Origin of the sequence: Uliginosibacterium aquaticum, assembly GCF_012972705.2 — a bacterium.
Taxonomy (GTDB): Bacteria; Pseudomonadota; Gammaproteobacteria; order Burkholderiales; family Rhodocyclaceae; genus Uliginosibacterium; species Uliginosibacterium aquaticum.
In genome coordinates this window covers 365346-386103 of record NZ_JABCSC020000003.1, presented here as the reverse complement: position 1 = coordinate 386103, position 20758 = coordinate 365346, and the positions used below count along the sequence as shown (strand labels likewise).

Below are 20758 nucleotides of genomic sequence, written 5' to 3'. Positions count from 1 at the left end.
AGCCGGCCGCGTGCCGGCTCTTTTCATTGCAGGCTCAGCCGCAGGATCTGCCCCTCGGACTCGTCGGTGATGAGATAAAGCCAGCCATCCGGCCCCACTCGGATATCGCGTACCCGTTTGCCGACCGGGATGCGCTCGGCGCCGCTGATGCGCGTGCCATCCAGCGTCAGGCGGTGCACCGCCTGATCCTTCAGCGCCGCCACGAACAGGTTGCCGCGCCAGCCGAGAACCTTGTCGCCGCTATAGAAACTCATGTTGCCCGGTGCGATGGAAGGGTCCCAATAGCATTGCGGTTGGGCCATGCCGGGCTTCGCCTGACCCTCGCCGATCTTGAGACCGGTGTAGTGGGTGCCGTAGCTGATCACCGGCCAGCCGTAGTTCGTGCCGGCAGCGAGCAGATTGATCTCGTCGCCACCGCGCGCACCGTGTTCGACCAGCCACAAACGATCACTCCCTGGCTGACGGGCGAAGCCCTGGGGATTGCGATGGCCCAGCGACCAGATTTCCGGCAGCCAGCCGGCCTTGCCCGTGAAGGGATTGTCGGCTGGTGCGCTGCCATCCGGGTTCAGGCGGATCACCTTACCGAGGCTTTGTTGCGGGTCTTGAGCCGGCTCGAATTTCTGGCGCTCGCCCAGCGCAGCGTAGAGCTTACCGTCGGCGCCGAAGGCGAAGCGCACACCAAAGTGACCGCTGCCGGAGACCTTGGGCGTCTGTCGGTAGATCACGCGCAGCTCGCGCAGGGCGAGGCCAGCCTCATCGAGCCGGGCGCTTGCAATGGCGGTGCCGGCTCCACCCTCGCCGGCTTCGGCGTAGCCCAGATAGACGAGACGATTGCGGGCAAAATCCGGATCCAGCGCCACATCCAGCAGGCCGCCCTGCCCCTTGGCGACGACCGCCGGCACGCCCGCCAGCGGAGCCGAGAGCTGCCCTTGCGGCGTGACGAGGCGCAGCCGCCCCGGGCGCTCGCTCACTAGCATGCGGCCATCGGGCAGGAAGACCAGCGCCCAGGGGTTCTCCAGCCCGCGTGCGACTTCGCTGAGCTGGATCCGCCCCGGACTGGGAGCAGCGGCCACAGCATCGCAGCGCGGGGCTTCAGCGGCCAGGGCAGTCAGGGCGCTCAGGCCGGCAAGGCCCGCGCTCAGGTATCGGGCTATCCACATCGTCGTACTCGCTCTTGTCAGGGTAAGGCTTCGACTGAAGACACAAAGCCAGGTTCAGCGATCCGGACCAGAGCCTTCCACGGTGCATAGTATCGCCCGCCAAAGATGCCGCAAAAAGGCATTAATTGACGCAATCCGTCAGCCAAGTGACGCGTACTGACGGCATCGTGAGATGTAAAAAAACGTCTATCCCACGCTTCTCCACGCCGATCGTTTTGGCAAACAACCAATTCACCCAGAAGGGCAGACTTCCGCTCAATCACAAGCGGCCCCAGAAGCCGCCCAATCAGGGAGAGCCCGCTCATGCATCCGAATCCATCCTCCTGCGCCCCGCAGAGTCCATCCTTCGTGCGCCGCCTCTGGCCACTCCTGCTCAGTCTGCTCGCGGCCTGTGGTGGAGGTGGCAGTGGAGGCGGCGGCGCGGCGGGCGGCAGCACGAGTTCCGTAGCCGCCTCTTCCGCCTCGTCCGTGGCAGCGTCTTCCGCACCCTGGGTCAGCGAAGGTTTGCCGGCAGGTGGGGAAGTCGGTCCGAACGGCTATGTGCCACTGTTCCCGGCCGGCACCCAGTTCATCGAACAACTGCAATACACCGAGGCCGATGGCTCCCTGGTGACACTGGCCGGTTTCCGTACCACCGATCGCCATGCACGCGAGCGCGGCGAAGGCTGGTTCGAAGCCGACAAGGGCCCCGGCGCCTACTTCACTTTCCCCACCTTCTACTTCCAGAACCGCACCCTGGGCCTCGAGATCCGCGACACCATCCCGGCCGGCGGCAAGAAGATCCAGATCTTCCTGCATTCCAATGGCGGCAGTTTCGATGGCACCACCTTCAGCCTGTTCCGCAACATCCAGAACCCCGAAGTGCGGGACTACGGCTGGTCCATGAACACCGGCTTCAACAACCCGACCGAAAAGAACCTGCCCTTCTGCCACGCGGATCAGCCACGCCAGGACTGCATGATCGAGTTCGATTCGAACTGGCGCACCGATCCGCACAGCCCGCTCAAGGCCGGGGACAAGATCGAGCTGGCGCCGGCGGTACGCCTGGCACGCTGGGAAATGACCCTCGATGCCGCCAAGGCCGGCTGGCCGTTCTACGCCAACGGCCGCTACTACACCCAGAACACCACCGACACTGCGCTCGCCGGCAAAGCTCTGATCGATGGCGGCGGCAGCCGCTACTACTCGCTTGAGCAACTCTACGTCGTCGGCAAGGGCCTGCGTCCCTGGTATGGCATCGCCCCCAATCTCGATTCCGAACCGCTGCCGGAGGCCGCCCTGCTCGGCGGCGACAGCAGCATCTCCTACAACTACGCCGACGAGCCGATGCGCGTATTCCAGCAGCCGGCCAACAACATCGGCATCCGGAACGTACAGCGCTTCGTCGAAGGCCGGCGCCTCTTCCATACCTCCTTCAAGGATGGCAGCCACTCCGAACACGACAAGACCAATCCGGTCTTCACCGAGCACATCGGTCAGCAGGGCCCGCGCTACAACCAGGAGCGCTGCATCGCTTGCCACGTGAATAACGGCCGCGGCGCCGCTGCGGAAACTGGCACCGCGCTGGACATGATGGTGGTGATGACCGGCAGCGCCATGGCCGATGGCCGCCGCACGCCGGACCCCACCTACGGTCTCAACGTGCAACACCACGCCACCGGCAGCAGCGCCAATCCGTATGACGTCACGATCAGCAGATTCGAAACCCAGACCCGCACCCTGCCCGATGGCAGCAAGGTCGAGCTTCGCAAGCCTGTGTACGCCTTCAAGGGGCCGCTGCCCAAGCTCTACTCGGTGCGCCAGGCACCGCAGGTGATCGGCATGGGGCTGCTGGAGGCCGTGCCGGAGGAAAGTATCGTGGCGCTGGCCGACCCCACCGACAAGAATGGCGATGGTATTCGCGGCATCTTCAATCTGGTACTCGATCCAGACAGCGGCCTGCCGCGTCTCGGACGCTTCGGCTGGAAAGCCTCCAAGGCCAGCATCCGCCATCAGGCTTCGGAAGCGATGATGAACGACATGAGCGTCACCACTCCGCCGTATCCGCAGCACTGCTGCCAGATGGGCGCAGCGGACTGTCGCAACACCTCCGCCGCGACCGCGCTATCCCCCCGCGAGATCGAGCGCCTCACCCACTACCTGAGCCTGCTTGGCGTGCCCGCCCAGCGCAGCCTGCGCAGCGGCTATCCGGCCGGCATGCGCGTGGCGGTGGAGCACGACGTCGATCCGGCAGCCATTGCCTCCGGCGCCGCCTTGTTCGCCAGCACCGGCTGCAGCAGCTGCCACGTCACAACGCTGAAGACCGGCAACACCCATCCTTTCGTCGAACTGCGCAACCAGATCATCCATCCCTACAGCGATCTGCTGCTGCACGACATGGGCCCGGATCTGGCCGACACAGTGCAGGAGTTCAAGGCCCAGCCTGCAATGTGGCGTACCGCGCCGCTGTGGGGCATCGGCTCGCTCAAGTATGTGCAGGGTGGCGCGGACAAGGCCCGCTACCTGCACGATGGCCGCGCCCGCTCGCCACTGGAAGCCATTCTTTGGCACGGCGGCGAGGCCGAGGCCACGCGCAAGAAGTTCGAGGCCCTGCCGGCCACAGACCGCAAGGCGCTGCTGGACTTCCTCGACTCCCTCTGACCCTCGCTCCGGACATCGCACCATGCTCGCCCTCCTCCTGCACCGGCCCAGCGCCCGCCAGATTGCGGCCCTCCTCGTCTTCGCCCTGCTCCTGGCGGCCTGCGGCGGGGGTGGCAGCGGCGGCAGCACGCAGCCAGCGCCGACAGCCACCAACGCAGCGAGTTCGGCCACGGCCAACAGCCTGGCCAGCAGTGCCGCAGCAGCCAGCGGCGCGGGAACAAGCGCCAGCGCATCGAGTGGGAGCAACGCGGCCCGCACCAAGAGCGCCAAGCGCGGGATTGCCTATGACCTGGCCAGTGCGGCAGATCTCGCGGCACTCTCGGCGGGAGTTTCCTGGTGGTACAACTGGAGCCCGCAGCCCAGCACCAGCGCACCGGCCGACTATCGCAGCCGCTACGCGATGGACTTCATCCCGATGCTGTGGAATGGCAACTTCGATGCTGCCAAGGTCGAAGCCTTCCTGCTCGCCAATCCGCACATCAAGTACCTGCTCGTCATGAATGAGCCGAACCTCACGGATCAGGCCAATCTCACGCCAGCGCAAGCCGCCGCGATCTGGCCCGGCTACGAGGCGCTGGCCGCGAAAACCGGGGTCAAGCTGGTCGGCCCCGCCATCACCTGGGGCACGCTGAGCGGCTACAGCGATCCGGTGGTCTGGCTGGACGCCTTCTATGCCGCCTACCGCGCCGCCAACGCCCAGCGCGAACCGCAGATCGATTATCTCGCCTTCCACTGGTATGACTACGGCCTGGTCGCCCAGCTGGATCGCCTGCAGAAATACGCCAAGCCCCTGTGGGTGACCGAGTTCGCCAACTGGCATACAGGAGACGGCAGCGCGCAGATCGACTCGGTGGCCAAGCAGAAAGCGCAGATGCAGGAAATGGTGGCGCTGCTGGAAGCGCGCAGCGACGTCTTCCGCTACGCCTGGTTCACCGGACGCTGGAGCAATGACACGCACTACACCAGCCTGCTCGGCGCCGATGGCCAGCTCACCGAGCTGGGGCAGTACTACCTGTCACTGCCGTGGTGAGCGCCGCGAGATCGCACACTGGCAAAGCGGGGATCCAGCCGCTTCAATCCCGCGCCGCCGTCCCCACAGTGCCGGCGCAAGCGGCCATCACGGCGGCGATGGCCAGCCACTGCAGGCCGGTCAGGCGCTCGCCCAGGATCACGAAGCCCGCCAACGCGCCGATAGCCGGCTCCAGGCTCACCAGGGTGCCGAAGGCGCGCGTCGTCAGGCCGCGCAGCGCGATCATCTCCAGCGAGTAAGGCAGCGCGCTCGACAGCAGCGCCACGCCCAGCCCCCACAGCGCCACGCTGGGGCTGAACCATTGCGGGCCGGCACTCCAGGCCCCGAAAGGCACCACCAGCGCGGCTGCCGTGAGCATGCCCAGCGACACCGACAAACCAGCGTGCAGATGCGACACGCGTTTGCCGGCCAGGATGTAGAGGGCCCAGAACACGGCCGCGAGCACTGCAAACCCCACCCCCACCGGATCCAGCCACGCGCCATGCGCGAAAGGGTTCAGCAACAGCACGATGCCCAGTGCTGCCAGCAGCACCCACACGAAGTGCCCGGCGCGCCGGGCCGAGAGCAGCGCCACCGCCAGCGGGCCGGTGAGCTCGATCGCCACGCACACGCCCAGTGGCAGGCTGCGCAAGGCGAGATAGAAAGACAGGTTCATTGCCCCCAGCGCTGCGCCGTACTGCAGAACCCGACCCAGCTCGGCACGCGCCGGCCAGTCACGCCAGGGCCGCCACAACAAGGCCAGCAGCAAGGCCGAGCCCGTCAGGCGCCAGGCCGTGGTCCCCGCGGCACCAATCAGTGGGAACAGGTGCTTGGCGAAGGACGAACCGATGCATAGCGCAGCCATGCTGCCCAGCAAGGCGAGCACAGACAGCAGCAGACTGGGGCGGGAAGCAGAGGGGTGCATGCGGCGCGCGAGGGAGAAGGCTTAGCCGCCAGGCTTGCCCGGCGGGCAGGCTGGAAACGGGGCGGGAGCCGCATGCTAGCAAAAGGGTCTGCTGTGCGCATGTGCTCGGCACGCCAAGTCGCCATAATGGAGCCTGCATTCCCTGCTGGCTCCGCGACATGCCCTCCGAACACCTGCCCGACGATTACCTGGTGCGCATCCTCGATGCGCGCGTCTATGAAGCCGCCAGCGAAACTCCGCTCGACTTCGCTCCCAAGCTTTCGGCCGGCCTCGGCCATCAGGTGTGGATCAAGCGCGAGGACATGCAGCCGGTGTTCTCCTTCAAGCTGCGCGGGGCCTACAACAAGATGGCGCGGCTCAGCCCTGAGCAGCGCGCGCGCGGCGTGATCTGCGCCTCGGCGGGCAATCACGCCCAGGGCGTAGCCCTGTCCGCACAAAAGCTCGGCTGCCGCGCGGTGATCGTGATGCCGCTGGCAACGCCGGCGATCAAGGTGGATGCGGTCCGCGCCCGCGGCGGCGAAGTGGTGCTGGCCGGCGACTCCTACGACGATGCCTATGCCCATGCGCGCGAACTCGAAGCCCGCGATGGCCTCACCTTCGTCCATCCTTTCGACGACCCGGATGTCATCGCCGGGCAAGGCACGATCGGCGTGGAGATATTGCGCCAGCACTCCGGCCCGATCGATGCCGTGTTCTGCGCCGTGGGCGGCGGCGGCTTACTCGCCGGCGTGGCGGCCTACATCAAGCGGATCCGCCCGGGTACGCGCCTGATCGGCGTGGAAGCCGTAGACTCTGATGCCATGGCGCAATCACTGGCCGCCGGCAAGCGCATCCAGCTCGCCCAGGTCGGCCTGTTTGCCGATGGTGCGGCGGTGAAGCTGGTGGGCGAAGAAACGTTCAGGCTATGCCTTCAGTATGTGGATGAAGTCGTGCTTGTGGATAACGACGCTATCTGCGCCGCGATCAAGGATGTGTTCGAGGACACCCGTTCGATCCTGGAGCCTGCCGGTGCACTGGCCCTGGCTGGAGCCAAGGCCTGGCTGGCACGCGAAGGCGGCAGCGGACGCAGCGTGGTGGCAGTGGCCAGCGGTGCCAACATGAATTTCGACCGCCTGCGCTTCGTGGCCGAGCGCGCCGAGCTTGGCGAGCAGCGCGAAGCCGTACTAGCGGTGACGATTCCCGAGCAGCCCGGCAGCTTCAAGGCTTTCTGTCGCCTGCTCGGCGGGCGCAATGTCACCGAGTTCAACTACCGCCTGAGCGAAGGTGCCGAGGCACATGTCTTCGTCGGCGTCTCGATCGCCCGGCGCGCGGAGGCCGGCGAGCTCGTCGCCCAGCTCGCCACTGCCGGCCTGCCGGCGCTGGACCTGACCGACGACGAGATGGCCAAGACCCACACCCGCTACATGGTGGGCGGCCGTGCGCCGCATGCGCAGAATGAACGCATCTACCGCTTCATCTTCCCCGAGCGCCCCGGCGCCCTCCTGCGCTTTCTCGATAATCTCCGCTCAGACTGGAACATCAGCCTGTTTCACTACCGCAATCATGGCGCGGACTTCGGCCGGGCGCTGGTGGGCATGCAGGTGCCGCCCGAGGATGCGGCCGAGTTCGAAGCCTTCCTCGCCCGCGTCGGCTATGACTGCGTGGAAGAAACCGCCAACCCGGCCTACCGCCTGTTCCTGCGCTGAGCGCGCAGCGCCCCCGCTTCGAACCTCAAGGAGTTCAGCATGATCGGTTACGTCACCCTCGGCACCCAGGACCTCGCCCGCGCCTCGGCTTTCTACGATGCACTTTTTGCCAGCATCGGCGCCAAGCGCCAGTGGGAGTCCGAACGCAGTGCCGCCTGGGGCATGGATGACAGCAGCCCCGCACTGGGCGTGATCAAGCCCTTCGACGGTCAGCCCGCAACGGTTGGCAACGGCACCATGGTGGCGCTCGTCATGCCCAGCCGCGAAGCAGTGGATGCCTTCTATGCCAAGGCCATCAAACTGGGCGCAGCAGATGAAGGCAAACCCGGCCCGCGCGGCAGCAGCGGCTACTACGGCGCCTACTTCCGTGATCCGGATGGCAACAAGATCGCGGCGTATCACGACTGAGCAGGCGCACCGCCCATGATCGAAACCCTGGCCATCAGTGGCTACCGCTCGATTCGCGAGCTGGCCGTGCCACTGCAGCGTCTGAATGTGGTGACGGGCGCCAACGGCAGTGGCAAGTCCAGCCTGTATCGTGCCTTGCGCCTGCTGGCCGAGGCGGCACAGGGTGGCCTGATCGCTGCCCTGGCGCGCGAGGGCGGTTTCGATTCGACGCTCTGGGCGGGGCCGGAAAATCCCTCGGCCGCCGTGCGGCGCGGGGAATTCCCGCTCCAGGGCACGCGGCGCAACAGGCCAGTCGCGCTCAGGCTCGGTTTCGCGGGTGAGGCGTTCTCCTGCGCGTTCGAGCTGGGCCTGCCGGTGCCGAGCCTCTCAGCCTTCAGTGGCGACCCGCAGATCAAACTGGAGTCAATCTGGAGCGGTGCCCGGCCGCGCCCGGCCGCCATGCTGGTCGAGCGCCATGGCAATTTCGTGCAGGCGCGCGGCGAGGATGGCGAGTGGCAGGTGCTCGACAGCAGCCTGCCCGCCTTCGAGAGCCTCTTCAGTCGGCTCGCCGATCCGCAACGTGCGCCGGAAGTGCTGGCCCTGCGCGAGAGCATCCGCTCCTGGCGTTTCTACGATCATTTCCGCACGGATGCCGCAGCACCTGCGCGGCAGGCCCAGATCGGCACCTATACACCGGTGCTGGGGCACGATGGCGCCGACCTCGCCGCTGCCCTGCAGACCATTCGCGAAATCGGCGACGCAAACGCACTTGAAGCCGCCATCGATGATGCCTTCCCGGGCTCCTCGATCGAGATCGGTCGGGCCGGCCGGCGCTTTGAACTGCAGGTGCAGCAAGCGGGTCTCTTGCGTCCTCTGGAAGCGGCCGAGCTTTCGGATGGCACGCTGCGCTACCTGCTGCTGGTAGCTGCACTGCTCACCCCTCGCCCGCCGCAGCTGATGGTGCTCAACGAACCCGAAACCAGTCTGCATCCCGATCTGCTGCCGGCGCTGGGGCGACTGATCCGTCATGCTGCGCAGCATTCGCAACTGATCGTCGTCTCGCACGCCGCTCGCCTGGTGGCCGCGCTGGAAGATGATCCGGACTGCAATACCCTGCAGCTCATCAAGGAGCATGGAGAAACCCGCTTGCGGGGTGCTTCGCTGCTGGACGCCGGGCGCTGGAAGTGGCCGGAAAGGTAGATCTGTTTTCCAAGGCCCGACGCATCCTCCGCACCATGAAAAAGGCCCGCTCTTTCGAACGGGCCTTTCCGTTTTCCAGCGTCTGAAACGGCTTATTCGCCGATCTTGAAGAGCAGCGAGTCAGCGCCATCGTTCAATGCCACGGTCATCGGCATCTGCTTGGCCGCCGGGCCCCACAGCTGGCGCGGACCGGGCGAGGCGAAGAGATCATCCGCTGCCCAGGCTTCACGGCGCGAGACGAAGAACTTCATCGCCGGCGCGTTGGTGCGTACCAGCGCCTTTTCGATCACGTATTCATCCTTGCCGTGGCGGCGCTCGATGTTCAGCAGGCCAGAGAGCGGGATCGCCAGCGGCTCGCCACCGGCGCTAAGGCCCGAGACGCTGGCCATGTAACCGGTACGGCCGTCGAGGATCAGGGCCCCCACGGTGAGGCCCAGGTTCCAGGTGTAGGCGGCATCGAACAGGGTCGGCGCACCGCAGCGGCCTTCGTAGCCGAAGAAGTGGTGGTGGGTGGCGAAAGGCACTTCCGGCGCGACTTGCTGCAGGCGTGCGCGCACCATGTCGCTCAGGAGTTGTTCGGTGGGGATCAGCGACACCTGCAGGTTGCCGTGCGAATCGCGATCGGCCAGCAGCATGTTGATGATGTAGCCGGGCAGCGAGCTGAACAGCGCGCTGTTGGCGGCCGAAAGCTTGGCGGCCACGAAAGCCGGGCGGGCATCCACCGAGAGCGCGGCAAAGGCCTCGGCGTGATGCGCGAGGCTGTCGTTGAGTTCGGCGATCAGCGCATTCATCTCGGGGATGAACTCGATCAGGCCTTCAGGCACCAGTACCACACCGTGCTTGAGTTTTTTGCTGCGGTAACGATCGATGACCGCGCTGGCGATCTGCTCGACGATGGCGGAGAGCGAGAGCTTCTTCTCCGCGACCTCTTCCGAGATCAAGGTCACGGCGGGCTTCACCTGCAGCGCGACTTCGAGGGTCACGTGCGAGGCGGAGCGGCCCATCAGCTTGATGAAGTGCCAGTACTTGATCGAGGAGCGGGTGTCTTGCAGGATGTTGCCGGCCAGCTCGGCATAGATGCGCGTAGCGGTGTCAAAGCCGAAGGAGATCGGCAGCAGGCCGGGCACCTGCAGGTCGCCGTCGATGGTCTTGGGCGCGCCGATCACCTGCACGCCGGAGCCGTCGGCCTTGATGCCGGAGAACAGGAACTCGGCGAGGATCGCGGCGTTGGTGTTGGAGTCGTCACCGCCGATGATGACGATGGCGTCGAGATTGTGAGCGATGCAGGTCTGCTTGACCTGCTCGAACTGCTCGGCCGTCTTGATCTTGGTGCGATCAGTGCCGAGGAAGTCGAAACCACCGGTATTCAGGATGCTGGCCACATCGGCATCGGTGATCTCGAACAGTTTGCCTTCCAGCAAACCCTTGGGGCCGCCTTTCACCCCGAACAGGGTGTTGTCTGCGCCGAGCATCTTCTTGATGCCGCACAGCACGTTGTGTCCGCCCGCGGCGGGGCCGCCCGAGAACAGGGCCGCAACGCGCTTGCCGGAAACGCGTGGGCTCGCCGGGCCGGCCACGCGCAGCACGGCATTGCCCGAGGCCTTCACGCTCTGTGCGAAGTGTTGGGCCACGGTGGCGCTATCCTTGGTCGTCAGCACCTGGCTGCTCGCGGCAAAGGCGATGGCCTGGGGCGCAGCCGCTGTGCCAAAGGCGTTGCAGGTGGGCAGGGGCAGCTGGCGAACTTCGTTTTCGAAGACGGAACGATGGCTTTCCATCTGCTGCAATTGGGCGGCGAGTGTGCTCATGGCAGGGGTCTCTCGTGGTTCTGACGCGGAGGTTCTGGATATGAAACAGCCGGCAAAGCCGGCTGTTTGAATGACGCCATTTTAAACCGGGACGGTTACAAGCGGCGTTCCGGTTTTTCGGGGCCGATCAGCCCTTGAACATCTGGTGCGGAATCAGCTTCCAGTAATCCTCTTGCGAAGCATCGTCCAGACAGGCCTGGATGATCTTGCGGCCCAACGGGTCCAGATCCGGCGTGAGGAAGGGGGTCAGCTCGCGCTTGAAGAACTCGCGCCACATCTGCGCGCCATGTTCAAACACTTCCGGGCCACCTTCCAGCTGGGTCTGCACATGCAGCAGCACCGGCGGGATCATCGAGCCTTCAACCTTCACCTGACGCGGCACATAGCCCAACAGCGAGCACGGCGACTCGACCAGCTCTTCGCGGTGGAAACGCGCCGAGCCACGGCGGGCCAGATATTCGCGCACGATCCACTCGGACATGAAGCCCACGTGCCAGGCGCCGATGTTCTGGTTCGGGATCAGCACATGGCGGGTTTCGGTATTGGCGACGATCTGGCGCAGCAGCAGGTTGGCCTGATCGACACGGCGACCGGTACAGAAGGCCCAGTAGGAGCCCACGCCTTCGCACTGCATTCCACCAGCCGCCGAATCCTGGATCGACGGGTTGGCGTGGCCGCGCGGCGCAGCCAGACGCCACAGCCAGGCCAGTGCCGGGCTCAGCACATGCAGCATGCCGAGGATGCCGTAGAGCTGGCTGTCCTTGTGGGTGGGCGGGCAGCGCACGCCGAAGGAGCGGATGTTGACCGCCACCGGGCCTTCCTGCACGTCATGCACCATGTCGCGCGGAATGATCAGGCGCGGGTTCGGGCAGGGCTTGCCCGGCGAGTCTTCAATGTGTTCCCACAACAGAGCCTGACCGCCGGGCACGATGTAATGGTTCAGGAAGATCAGCGGGCGCTCGGGGTGCATCACCAGACGCTCAAGGTGCGGATCGGTGCCGTAGCCCTTGATGTGATCGACGCGCACGAACCAGCCGGCTTCCGCATCCTTGATGTTGAGCTTGGTCTGGCCTTCGTTGTAGTGCGGGTGAGCACAGGCCATGTCGTCGGCCATCGGGTTCAGATGGCAGGCTTCCGGCAGGTTCAGGGTGCGCTGCTCACCGGTCACGACGTTCTTGCCCAGCAGCAGGCGGCCGTCTTCCATGCGGTGCACATGCTCGGTCATCTCGCTCTTGCCGCCACCCGAGGCGCCTTCGTGCATGATGATGGTCTGGTTGTCGTAGGGGGTAACCACGCCCACCGCGGCGCAGTGGTTGGTGGTCCAGCCTTCGCGCTCGCCGATGTCCAGCAGCAGGGAGTACACGCCCTTCTTGGCCGAAGGACCGGGATAGAGGTTGTAGGCGAAGATTTCCTGATGCGTCTCGGAGCGTGCGTGCACCACCACCTGCTTGCCATCGAAATGGGTATGGCGGAAGGGCGGAGCGATGAAGATCGCACCACCGGCAAGCTTGAAATTGGACGGCACCTGGCTGTTCGGGATCATGCCTTGCAGGTCAGCCAGGGCGCCGGCAAAGAAAGCCGCGCCCTTGGGCACGATGGCCAGCGCGCCATAGCCCAGTTCATCGGGGCCGGCGTAAAACGGAACGACGATCAGTTCCTGGGTCTTGAGCCAGTCCAGGGTCTTCTGGCGCATCTTGTCGAAGCTCTCGCCGAAACGCTCCTGGTAGGTCGGCTTGTCGGTCGGCAGCTTGTCACCGATGACCATCGCATCCGGATCGCGGCGGCGCATCTTGGGATCGATGAAGTTGATGCAGATGCCGTTGCGCGCCTTGGTAACGGTGGCCTCCGCCACATAGCCCTTGCCCGGCACGTCGAAACCGACCTCGACCTCGCCCTTGTCTTCACGGTTGCCATGACGCCAGTCCGTCTCACCCGGCTTGCGGTTCAGCGCCCAGTTGAGCAGATCTTCGCGGCACTCGGCCACATAGATGGCCGGAGCGGCACTGAGCACTTCGATGACGTGCGCCGGCAAGCCCAGCTTGGGCCAGTCGTTCTTGAAATCGATGGGTTTGGTTGTTTGCGTCATGGTCGGTAAGGGCCTGGCGTTGAGAGGCGGCAGCCGGAACAGCGCTACCACTAAGGGAAACCCCGAAGGATACAGGGACTCCCAAGCGAGTTGTTGACCTGACCCGGGTAGAGCGCGAGGGCCGCGCAAGCGCCCCGATGCTTGCCTCAAGGCGCCCGCTCTGCAATGCTTGGCGCCGCTTTTCCTCTGCTTGCCTTCCGCTGTTCGGGCCCTTATGAAACTTCTCCTCCTGTGGGTGCGCCGCCTCTTGCTGGCAGCCCTCCTCCTCCTCGTGGCCTGGCACCTGTGGTTGCTGGGCTGGGTACTGTGGTGGAAGTGGATGGACCCGGGCACCACCAGCTTCATGCAGATCCGCCTGGCCGAGCTGCAGGAAAAGGATCCCGCGGCCCGCCTCAAACACCAGTGGGTGCCCTACGGAAAGATTTCGATCCATCTGAAACGTGCCGTGGTGGCTGCCGAAGACGACACCTTTGTGGATCACGACGGCTTCGATCTGGAAGGCATCCAGAAAGCACTGGAAAAGAATGACAAGAAGGGCCGGGTGGTGGCGGGGGGCTCCACCATCAGCCAGCAGCTGGCCAAGAACCTGTTCCTGTGGTCCGGCAGCACGCGCTTCGAGAAATATTCGCGCAAGGCGCTGGAAGTGCCGGCCACCCTAATGATCGAGGCCTTGTGGGACAAGCGCCGGATCCTCGAGGTCTATCTGAACTCGGTGGAATGGGGCAATGGCATCTTCGGCGCAGAAGCGGCTGCGCGCCGCTACTTCGGCACCGGTGCGGGCCAGCTCGCGCCGGCCCAGGCCGCCCGCCTCGCCGTAATGCTGCCCAACCCGCGCAAATACGAGCGGAACTACTCGCCACGCCTGGCCGCCCACGCAGCGCGCGTGCAAGCACGCATGGCGGGCTCCGAAGTGCCCTGAGCAGCCTTGGCAAAGGCCGCCAGGAAACTGCTGCATCGCGACATTCACGCGTAGAATTCCGCCTTTCCAACGGGGCCAAGGGTCTGCTCTCGGTAGTCAGGCGGTCACGCTCGTCTGATTCGGGATGCAGCACAAGGCGCCCTGACGCAGCAAGGGTGGCCCCCTTGCAAGGAAGGGCAACGTAGTGATGCGCCGGAATCAAACGAGCCCTGCGGGTTGCCACATCTGGCCTGCGCTACTGCGTTATGCTCCTTGTGCGGGGCGCCACCCCGCACTGCGTCCCATGCCTTGTCCCGCAGGCCAGATGTGGCAACGTGATCCGTCTGACTACCGAGAGCAGACCCTATGACCGAAAACGAAGACCTCCAGCCCGAAGTCGATGAGAACGAGCTCTTCCAGCAACACTTGCTGGAAGTGCAGGGCCTGCTCGGCCGTCATCGCCTGGTTGAGGACCTGGTCAGGCGCCAGGAGATGCCCCGCCACGACCTGGTGGACGGCCTCGTGCACCGCCAGAATCTGGTCGAGCTGCAGAAGAAACTCGATACCCTCGACGCCGCCGAGATCGCCCGCATCCTCGAAGCCCTGCCGCACAACGAGAGCGTGGTGGTGTGGGAGCTGGTCAAGGCCGCGCGCGGGGAAGAAATTCTCGACGAACTCTCGTCGGACGATTTCCGCGACACCCTCACCTCGGAACCCGAGCAGCCCGAGCGCAAGCCGCTGATGCTCAACGCCTTCGAGCTGCACAACGGACGCCTGCGTCAGATCAACATCGAGACGCGCGCCGCACTGGCCGCCGCCAAACCGATCTGGGTGGACCTGATCGCGCCGGACAAGGAAGAGCTGGAGTGGGTGAAGCAGGTGTTCGGCCTCTCCCTGCCGGACCCGGAAGACCTCACCGACCTTGAAGAATCGGCGCGCTTCTACATCGAGGATGAGAGCGAGCAGATCCATCTGCACTCGGACTTCCTGCTCGACAAGGCGGATGAGTCGCGCAACGTGGCGGTGGCCTTCGTGCTCCATCACGGCATCCTGTTCTCGATCCGCAACGAAGAGCTGCCGGTGTTCCGTCTGCAGCGCCTGCGTGCGCGCATCCAGCCGGGCTATGTGTCCGACGGCAAGGACGTGCTGCTCGACCTCTACGCCGCCGATGTGGAGTACTCCGCCGATACCCTCGAAGATGTGTATGCCTCGCTCGAGGCCGTCGGCAAGCAGGTGCTCAGCACCGAGATGACCGACACCCAGGCCGCCAAGATCCTCGCCGCGATTGCCGCCGAAGAGGACCTGAACGGGCGCATCCGGCGCAACGTGATGGACACGCGCCGGGCCCTGTCCTTCCTGATCCGCGGCAAGTTCCTGTCCAAGGATCAGCAGGAAGATGCACGCCAGATCCTGCGCGACATCGAGTCGCTGGATGGCCACACCGCCTTCCTGTTCGACAAGATCAACTTCCTGATGGATGCCACCGTCGGCTTCATCAACATCAACCAGAACAAGATCATCAAGATCTTCTCGGTGGCCAGCGTCGCCATGCTGCCGCCGACCCTGATCGCCAGTCTCTACGGCATGAACTTCAAGTACATGCCCGAGCTGGAGTGGAGCCACGGCTACGCCTTCGCCCTGCTCCTGATGCTGTTCTCGGTGCTCGTCCCCTTCTGGTACTTCAACAAGAAGGGCTGGTTGCGCTGAAATACCGCATCAAGCGGCAGCGTTTTCGGTAGCGCGGGAACGTCCTGCGCGTTTTAGCTGCAAAGCAAGTCTTGCCTTACAGCCACCCGCGCAAGGTCTCCCAGGCCAGCTTGGCCAGGAGGCTCACCGCCAGGATCAGAAACAAGCGCCTGATCCATTGATTCCCGCCGCGCATGGCCAGGCGCGAACCGACTACCGAACCGCAGATCGCGGCCACTCCCAGCGGCACGGCCAGCTCATAGGCCACCATGCCCGCCGGCACCAGGAACACCAGGGTGGCGGCATTGGTGCCGAAGTTCACGACCTTGGCGCAAGCCGTGGCGCGCAGGAAGTCGAAGTGGAAGAAGCGCACGAACAGGAACAACAGGAAGCTGCCAGTGCCAGGGCCGATGAAGCCATCGTAGAAGCCCAGCGCCAGGCCCAGTGCGGCCCCTTTGATCAGGTCGGCGCGGGTCGGGGTGCGGCTGGTATCCAGATGGCCCAGCTGTGGCCGGAACCAGGTGTAGACCAGCATGATGGCCAGCACCACGATGATCACCGGCCGCATCCACTGACTGGGCATCAGGTCCAGCATGCGCACACCGAGATAGGAGCCGGCAAAGGCGGTGATCACGGTGGGCAGCATCAGGCGCCAGGGCAGGTCCATCTTCGCCGCGTACTGGCGGATCGACATGGCATGGCCCATCACCGAGGAGAACTTGTCCACGCCCATGATCTGGGCCGGTGAGAAGCTCGTCAGCACGCTGTAGAAAGCGGGAATCCCGATCAGGCCACCGCCACCGATGGCCGCATTGATGGCCCCGGTGATGAAGGAAATGGGCAGCAGGATCAGGAGTTCGTAGGTCACTGTGCGGGAAGTGGGGAGTGGGGTGGTGGTGTAGGGCGAACTTCAGTCCGCCATTCACAGGTGGCGTGCGGCTGAAGCCGCACCTACAAACATCAGGCGTTCCGCAAGGCCGCGATCACGGGCGCGGTATCCGGGCGCTGGCCGCGCCACAAGAAGAAGCACTCGGCGCCCTGCTCCACCACCATGCCCAGGCCATCGGCCGTCTGCCCCACGCCGGCAGCCCGCGCGGCGAGCACGAAAGCGGTCGGCTCTTTCTTGTAGGCCATGTCGTAGGCGAGCGACTCCTTGTCCCACACCCCGACCGGCAGGGGCGGCACGTCATTGGTCATGGAGGATGCCGAGCCGTTGATGATCACATCGAAGCGGCCACTGATATCGGCAAACCCACCCCCTGCGAGCTTGATGCTGCCGGCCTCACCGCCAAACTCGGCGGCCAGTTCGACGGCCTTGCTGGCGGTGCGGTTGGCGATGAAGATCTCAGCCGGTTGTTCGTCAAACAGCGGCAGCAGGGTGCCGCGCACCGCGCCGCCAGCACCCAGCAACAACACCCGGGCACCCTTGAGCGCGCGGCCAAGATTGTGGGTGATGTCGCGCATGATGCCGAAGCCGTCGGTGTTGTCGCCGAGGATCGTGCCGTCGTCCCGCAGCGTGAACATGTTGATGGCGCCGGCCGCGCGGCCACGCGGGGTCAGTTCATCAGCCAGTTCGAAGGCTTCGAGCTTGAAGGGCATGGTGATGTTCATACCTTTGCCGCCGCTCTTCTGGAATTCGCGCACGCCAGCCACGAAGCCATCCAGCTCACCCAGAATCGCGCCGTACGCCATGTCCTGCCCGCACTGCTGTGCAAAGGCGGTCTGCAGGGCCGGCGACTTGGCCTGGGCGATGGGGTTGCCGATGATGGCGTAGCGATCAGTCATGGAGCGACTCCTGCAATGTTCGGGGATGGCGGATCTTAGGTTTGGGCTAACCAGCTGTCCAATATATATTTCAGGATGAATTGATCGCCTGGAGATATGAATGGAGCTGCGCCACCTGCGCTACTTCGTGGCCGTTGCCGAGGAGTTGCATTTCACGCGGGCCGCGGCCCGCCTGCACATTGGCCAGCCGCCTCTGTCGCAGCAGATCCAGGCACTCGAGGCCGAGCTGGGCGTGAGCCTGTTTCATCGCACCCGGCGCAGCGTGCAACTGACCGAGGCTGGTCGGCATCTGCTCGAGCGGGCGCGCACCATCCTCGCCGCCAGCACGGACGTGGCGGCCGAATTGCAGCGCATCGCACGCGGCGAAAGCGGTGAATTGCGCATTGCCTTCACCTCCAGCGGCCTGCTGATCCCGGAGCTGCGCAGTGCCCTGAAGACCTATCGCCAACGCTACCCGGGCGTGAGCCTGCGCCTCTCCGAAATGTATACCCACGCCCAGTTCGCCGCCCTGATCGCGGGTGAGCTGGATGTGGGCTTCGTACGCTACAACGAACCTGCCGCACCGGCCGGCCTGCGTCTGCAACTGCTGCGCCGCGACCGCCTGTGCCTGATCCTGCCGGACGATCATCCGCTCGCCTCGCAGCCACGGATCCATCTCGCCGATTGCCGCAACGAGGCCTTCATCGGCTACCCGGCTGGTGCCGGTGCCAGTCTGGTTGACTACCTGCAGGCACTCTGCCGCAACGCGGGCTTCGAGCCGCACATCACCCAGGAAGCGCGTGAAGCGCAGACCCAGATCGGCCTCGTTGCAGCCGGTATAGGGGTGGCAGTACTGGCCGAACCGCTGGCCCTGATCCGCGTGGAGGGGGTGCGCTTCATTCCGCTGGCCGACCCCGGTGCGGAAGTGTGCATGGCCCTGGCGACCCGGGCGGAAGAGGCATCACCACGCGTACAGGGGTTCATGAACGGCTTGCTTCCGGCTCGCGTCGACTGATGCAACGGGGTTGCATCTGACCGGCACACATGTTCCAATCCGCCCCATGCCTGCCCAAGTCACCGCCAATTCCAGCCAGATCGAGCGCATCCACGCCCTCGGTGCGCGTGCGACGCCGGCGCGCATCGCCGTCCTGAAACTGCTCGAAGCAGCCGAGCGCGCCCTGAGTCACCGCGAGATCGAAGAAGCGCTGGGCGCCGGCTTCGATCGCGTCACGCTCTACCGTGTGCTCGACTGGGCGGTGGAAGCCGGCCTCGCCCATCGCATCACCGATGTCGAGCGGGTCTTCCGCTTCAGTCTGGCCGCGCCGGATGCCGCCGCCCACGGCGAGCACGCCCACTTTCGCTGCGACTGCTGCGGCAAGGTTTTCTGCCTGGCTGACATCCCCGCCCCACAGCCGACCCTGCCCGCCGGTTTTGCCGGCCGTGCCGTCGAGTACTGCATCACCGGGCAATGTGCCCGCTGTGACGAAAAAGAATCCACATGACCCTGCTCTCCATCCTTGCCGCCACCCTTGCCGGTGGCCTCCTCAGCGTCATCGCGGCCGGTCTGCTGATCGCCGGCTTCCCGCAACGCTGGCTGCCGCGCCTGGTTGGCTTTGCCACCGGCGTGCTGCTGGCCGTGGCGCTGCTTGACGTGTTGCCGGAGGCTTTCGAGTCCGGTGTCGAAGCACACGCCCTGTTCGTCACCCTGCTCGCTGGCCTGCTGGGCTTCTACGGGCTCGAACGCATTGCCCTGTGGCGCCATGCGCATGTGGACGAAGAAGGTCATGACCACCACTGCCCCAACCACGGCCACCATCATCACGCAGTGGGTAGCCACACCGTGGTTTCGGTGCTGATCGGCGATGGCTTTCACAATCTGGTCGACGGCGTACTGCTCGCGGCGGCCTTCCTGACCGACCCGGTGCTCGGCTGGAGCACCGCCTTCGCCGTGATCGCTCACGAAGTGCCACAGGAAGCCGGTGACTTTGCCATCCTGCGCGCCGCCGGCATGAGCACCCGGCGCGCCCTGCTGTGGAACGGCGTCTCCAGCCTCGCCTCGATTGCCGGTGGCCTGCTCGGCTACTTCGCGCTCTCCGGCATGGAAGGCCTGCTGCCCTACATCCTCACCGTCGCCGCTGCCAGCTTCCTTTACATCGCGATCTCCGATCTGTTGCCGATGCTGCGCCATGAACCGCACCGCCACACCTCGATCTGGCAGACCGTGGCCCTGCTCGCCGGCATCGCCGTGATTGCCCTCGGTTCGCTGGGCCATGGTCACTGACAAACGCATCCCGGTCGTTCTGCTGACCGGCTTTCTGGGAAGCGGCAAGACATCCCTGCTCAACACCCTGCTGCGGGCACCGGAGATGGCCGGCGCGGCGGTGCTGATCAACGAGGTCGGCGCGGTGGGGCTGGATCACCTGCTGGTCGAGCAGGTCTCCGAAGACATCACCCTGCTCGAATCCGGCTGCCTGTGCTGCACCGTACGCGGCGATCTGTCGCGCAGCCTGCGTGATCTGTTCATGCGCCGACTGAGACGTGAAATCGGCGCGCTGGACCGGGTGGTGATCGAAACCACCGGCCTCGCCGATCCGGCACCGGTGATCCATACACTCCTCAAGGATTTCTTCCTCGCCGAGCGTTTCCGCCTCGAAGGCGTGATCACCACCGTGGATGTGCGCCATGTGCACTGGCAACTGGGCCAGCATCCAGAAGCCGTGAAGCAGGTCGCGATGGCTGATCGCGTGGTGCTCACCAAATGTGATCTGGCCGATAGCCTGGGCATCGCCGAAGCGGAGGAGCGCGTCCGCGAGCTCAATCCTGCGGCCGAGCTGTGGCACAGCGAGCCCGGCAAACTCCCTCCCGGCCTGCTCGAAGGCATGAGCCTGTATGCGCCGGAAGGCAAGATGCCGGACGTTGCCCACTGGCTGAATGAATCCGCCATCCGCGAGCAGCAGCGCCTGAATGCCCGCCACGGCGTGTTCGGTCAGACCGCTCCGGCCGCAGCACTGCACGACGAGGCCATCAGCACCCATGTGCTGCATTTCAGCGAGCCCTTCGCCTGGGGGGACTTCGCCCGCGCCCTGGATACCCTCCAGTCGGTCGTTGGCGAACACATCCTGCGCATCAAGGGCCTCGTGGCCGTCGAGGGCGAAGACCTTCCGCGGGTCATCCATGCCGTGCAGCACGAGCGCTATCCAGACAGCCAGCTGCCCGCCTGGCCGGACGAAGACCGGCGCAGCCGTCTCGTCTTCATCGTGCGCGAGTTGCCCCGCAGCGTGCTGGAGAAAGCCTTCTCCGCCTTCTGCTCAGCCCAGCCGGACGCCTCCATCTAAACGTTTGCGTGGCACCCTGCCACGTCACTCCGGTATGCAACAGGCGTAATTGCGTGATCCATTTCACGCTTGCAGCCAAACCCTGCCCGAACGCGTCCAACGGGAGTCTATATTCCATTAGGGCTCACCCTTACGGGCAGCGCATCAGGACTCAATCTACGTCCCTTTGCGCCGTCAA

At 65.1% G+C, this 20758-nt stretch carries 17 protein-coding genes; 11 read left to right on the top strand and 6 right to left on the bottom strand.

The window, feature by feature from the left end:
- Positions 1–23: 23 nt before the first annotated feature.
- Positions 24–1160, bottom strand: a complete 1137-nt coding sequence (locus tag HJ583_RS13115; protein ID WP_170022336.1) for a PQQ-dependent sugar dehydrogenase — start codon at positions 1158–1160, stop codon at positions 24–26.
- 303 nt (positions 1161–1463) lie between these two features.
- Here HJ583_RS13115 and HJ583_RS13110 point away from each other — a divergent pair, with 303 nt between their 5' ends.
- Positions 1464–3800 carry a di-heme oxidoreductase family protein gene (locus HJ583_RS13110; protein ID WP_217423412.1) on the top strand — a complete coding sequence of 779 codons (2337 nt, stop codon included), beginning with the start codon at positions 1464–1466 and terminating at the stop codon, positions 3798–3800.
- Positions 3801–3822: 22 nt separating this feature from the next.
- Positions 3823–4830: a glycoside hydrolase family protein gene (locus HJ583_RS13105; protein WP_170022335.1), complete on the top strand. Its 1008-nt coding sequence runs from the start codon at positions 3823–3825 to the stop codon at positions 4828–4830.
- Between the two features lie 43 nt (positions 4831–4873).
- Here HJ583_RS13105 and HJ583_RS13100 read toward each other — a convergent pair whose 3' ends face one another.
- A complete protein-coding gene (locus HJ583_RS13100) occupies positions 4874–5734 on the bottom strand; it encodes an EamA family transporter (protein WP_170022334.1) in 861 nt (286 codons plus the stop codon).
- 158 nt (positions 5735–5892) lie between these two features.
- Here HJ583_RS13100 and ilvA point away from each other — a divergent pair, with 158 nt between their 5' ends.
- From ilvA to HJ583_RS13085, 3 genes are read left to right on the top strand one after another with little or no spacing between them, the layout of a single operon-like run.
- On the top strand, positions 5893–7419 hold the full coding sequence (gene ilvA / locus HJ583_RS13095; protein WP_170022333.1) for a threonine ammonia-lyase, biosynthetic: 1527 nt from the start codon (positions 5893–5895) through the stop codon (positions 7417–7419).
- Between the two features lie 39 nt (positions 7420–7458).
- Positions 7459–7827, top strand: coding sequence for a VOC family protein (locus tag HJ583_RS13090; protein ID WP_170022332.1), 369 nt, complete (start codon positions 7459–7461; stop codon positions 7825–7827).
- A 15-nt stretch (positions 7828–7842) separates the two neighbouring features.
- Positions 7843–9006, top strand: coding sequence for an AAA family ATPase (locus HJ583_RS13085; protein WP_170022331.1), 1164 nt, complete (start codon positions 7843–7845; stop codon positions 9004–9006).
- Positions 9007–9098: 92 nt separating this feature from the next.
- Here HJ583_RS13085 and HJ583_RS13080 read toward each other — a convergent pair whose 3' ends face one another.
- Positions 9099–10811, bottom strand: a complete 1713-nt coding sequence (locus HJ583_RS13080; protein ID WP_170022330.1) for a diphosphate--fructose-6-phosphate 1-phosphotransferase — start codon at positions 10809–10811, stop codon at positions 9099–9101.
- A 127-nt stretch (positions 10812–10938) separates the two neighbouring features.
- Positions 10939–12897 (bottom strand): DUF4914 family protein, encoded by a 1959-nt coding sequence (locus HJ583_RS13075; RefSeq protein ID WP_170022329.1) that lies wholly within the window; start codon positions 12895–12897, stop codon positions 10939–10941.
- 214 nt (positions 12898–13111) lie between these two features.
- Here HJ583_RS13075 and mtgA point away from each other — a divergent pair, with 214 nt between their 5' ends.
- The gene (gene mtgA, locus HJ583_RS13070; protein ID WP_170022328.1) at positions 13112–13816 is read left to right on the top strand and encodes a monofunctional biosynthetic peptidoglycan transglycosylase; all 705 of its coding nucleotides are present in this window, start codon (positions 13112–13114) and stop codon (positions 13814–13816) included.
- Positions 13817–14161: 345 nt separating this feature from the next.
- Positions 14162–15502, top strand: coding sequence for a magnesium/cobalt transporter CorA (gene corA / locus HJ583_RS13065; protein WP_217423411.1), 1341 nt, complete (start codon positions 14162–14164; stop codon positions 15500–15502).
- Between the two features lie 76 nt (positions 15503–15578).
- Here corA and HJ583_RS13060 read toward each other — a convergent pair whose 3' ends face one another.
- Complete coding sequence (locus HJ583_RS13060; protein WP_170022327.1) at positions 15579–16349, bottom strand: sulfite exporter TauE/SafE family protein; 771 nt, start codon at positions 16347–16349, stop codon at positions 15579–15581.
- Between the two features lie 92 nt (positions 16350–16441).
- Positions 16442–17266, bottom strand: a complete 825-nt coding sequence (gene aroE, locus HJ583_RS13055) for a shikimate dehydrogenase (protein ID WP_170022326.1) — start codon at positions 17264–17266, stop codon at positions 16442–16444.
- Positions 17267–17366: 100 nt separating this feature from the next.
- Between aroE and HJ583_RS13050 the strand changes: the two genes are divergently transcribed.
- From HJ583_RS13050 to HJ583_RS13035, 4 genes are read left to right on the top strand one after another with little or no spacing between them, the layout of a single operon-like run.
- Complete coding sequence (locus HJ583_RS13050) at positions 17367–18260, top strand: LysR substrate-binding domain-containing protein (RefSeq protein WP_170022325.1); 894 nt, start codon at positions 17367–17369, stop codon at positions 18258–18260.
- Positions 18261–18306: 46 nt separating this feature from the next.
- Complete coding sequence (locus HJ583_RS13045; protein WP_101940775.1) at positions 18307–18747, top strand: Fur family transcriptional regulator; 441 nt, start codon at positions 18307–18309, stop codon at positions 18745–18747.
- On the top strand, positions 18744–19526 hold the full coding sequence (locus HJ583_RS13040) for a ZIP family metal transporter (protein WP_101940774.1): 783 nt from the start codon (positions 18744–18746) through the stop codon (positions 19524–19526). The genes HJ583_RS13045 and HJ583_RS13040 overlap by 4 nt, the downstream gene beginning before the upstream one ends.
- Positions 19516–20580: a CobW family GTP-binding protein gene (locus tag HJ583_RS13035; RefSeq protein ID WP_170022324.1), complete on the top strand. Its 1065-nt coding sequence runs from the start codon at positions 19516–19518 to the stop codon at positions 20578–20580. Before HJ583_RS13040 ends, HJ583_RS13035 begins: the two co-directional genes overlap by 11 nt.
- Positions 20581–20758: the final 178 nt, after the last annotated feature.

Excerpts from the sequence above, each read along its gene's own strand:
- HJ583_RS13115 (WP_170022336.1), bottom strand. The coding sequence starts at position 1,160 with ATGTGGATAGCCCGATACCTGAGCGCGGGCCTTGCCGGCCTGAGCGCC.
- HJ583_RS13110 (WP_217423412.1), top strand. The coding sequence starts at position 1,464 with ATGCATCCGAATCCATCCTCCTGCGCCCCGCAGAGTCCATCCTTCGTG.
- HJ583_RS13105 (WP_170022335.1), top strand. The coding sequence starts at position 3,823 with ATGCTCGCCCTCCTCCTGCACCGGCCCAGCGCCCGCCAGATTGCGGCC.
- HJ583_RS13100 (WP_170022334.1), bottom strand. The coding sequence starts at position 5,734 with ATGCACCCCTCTGCTTCCCGCCCCAGTCTGCTGCTGTCTGTGCTCGCC.
- ilvA (WP_170022333.1), top strand. The coding sequence starts at position 5,893 with ATGCCCTCCGAACACCTGCCCGACGATTACCTGGTGCGCATCCTCGAT.
- HJ583_RS13090 (WP_170022332.1), top strand. The coding sequence starts at position 7,459 with ATGATCGGTTACGTCACCCTCGGCACCCAGGACCTCGCCCGCGCCTCG.
- HJ583_RS13085 (WP_170022331.1), top strand. The coding sequence starts at position 7,843 with ATGATCGAAACCCTGGCCATCAGTGGCTACCGCTCGATTCGCGAGCTG.
- HJ583_RS13080 (WP_170022330.1), bottom strand. The coding sequence starts at position 10,811 with ATGAGCACACTCGCCGCCCAATTGCAGCAGATGGAAAGCCATCGTTCC.
- HJ583_RS13075 (WP_170022329.1), bottom strand. The coding sequence starts at position 12,897 with ATGACGCAAACAACCAAACCCATCGATTTCAAGAACGACTGGCCCAAG.
- mtgA (WP_170022328.1), top strand. The coding sequence starts at position 13,112 with ATGAAACTTCTCCTCCTGTGGGTGCGCCGCCTCTTGCTGGCAGCCCTC.
- corA (WP_217423411.1), top strand. The coding sequence starts at position 14,162 with ATGACCGAAAACGAAGACCTCCAGCCCGAAGTCGATGAGAACGAGCTC.
- aroE (WP_170022326.1), bottom strand. The coding sequence starts at position 17,266 with ATGACTGATCGCTACGCCATCATCGGCAACCCCATCGCCCAGGCCAAG.
- HJ583_RS13050 (WP_170022325.1), top strand. The coding sequence starts at position 17,367 with ATGGAGCTGCGCCACCTGCGCTACTTCGTGGCCGTTGCCGAGGAGTTG.
- HJ583_RS13045 (WP_101940775.1), top strand. The coding sequence starts at position 18,307 with ATGCCTGCCCAAGTCACCGCCAATTCCAGCCAGATCGAGCGCATCCAC.
- HJ583_RS13040 (WP_101940774.1), top strand. The coding sequence starts at position 18,744 with ATGACCCTGCTCTCCATCCTTGCCGCCACCCTTGCCGGTGGCCTCCTC.
- HJ583_RS13035 (WP_170022324.1), top strand. The coding sequence starts at position 19,516 with ATGGTCACTGACAAACGCATCCCGGTCGTTCTGCTGACCGGCTTTCTG.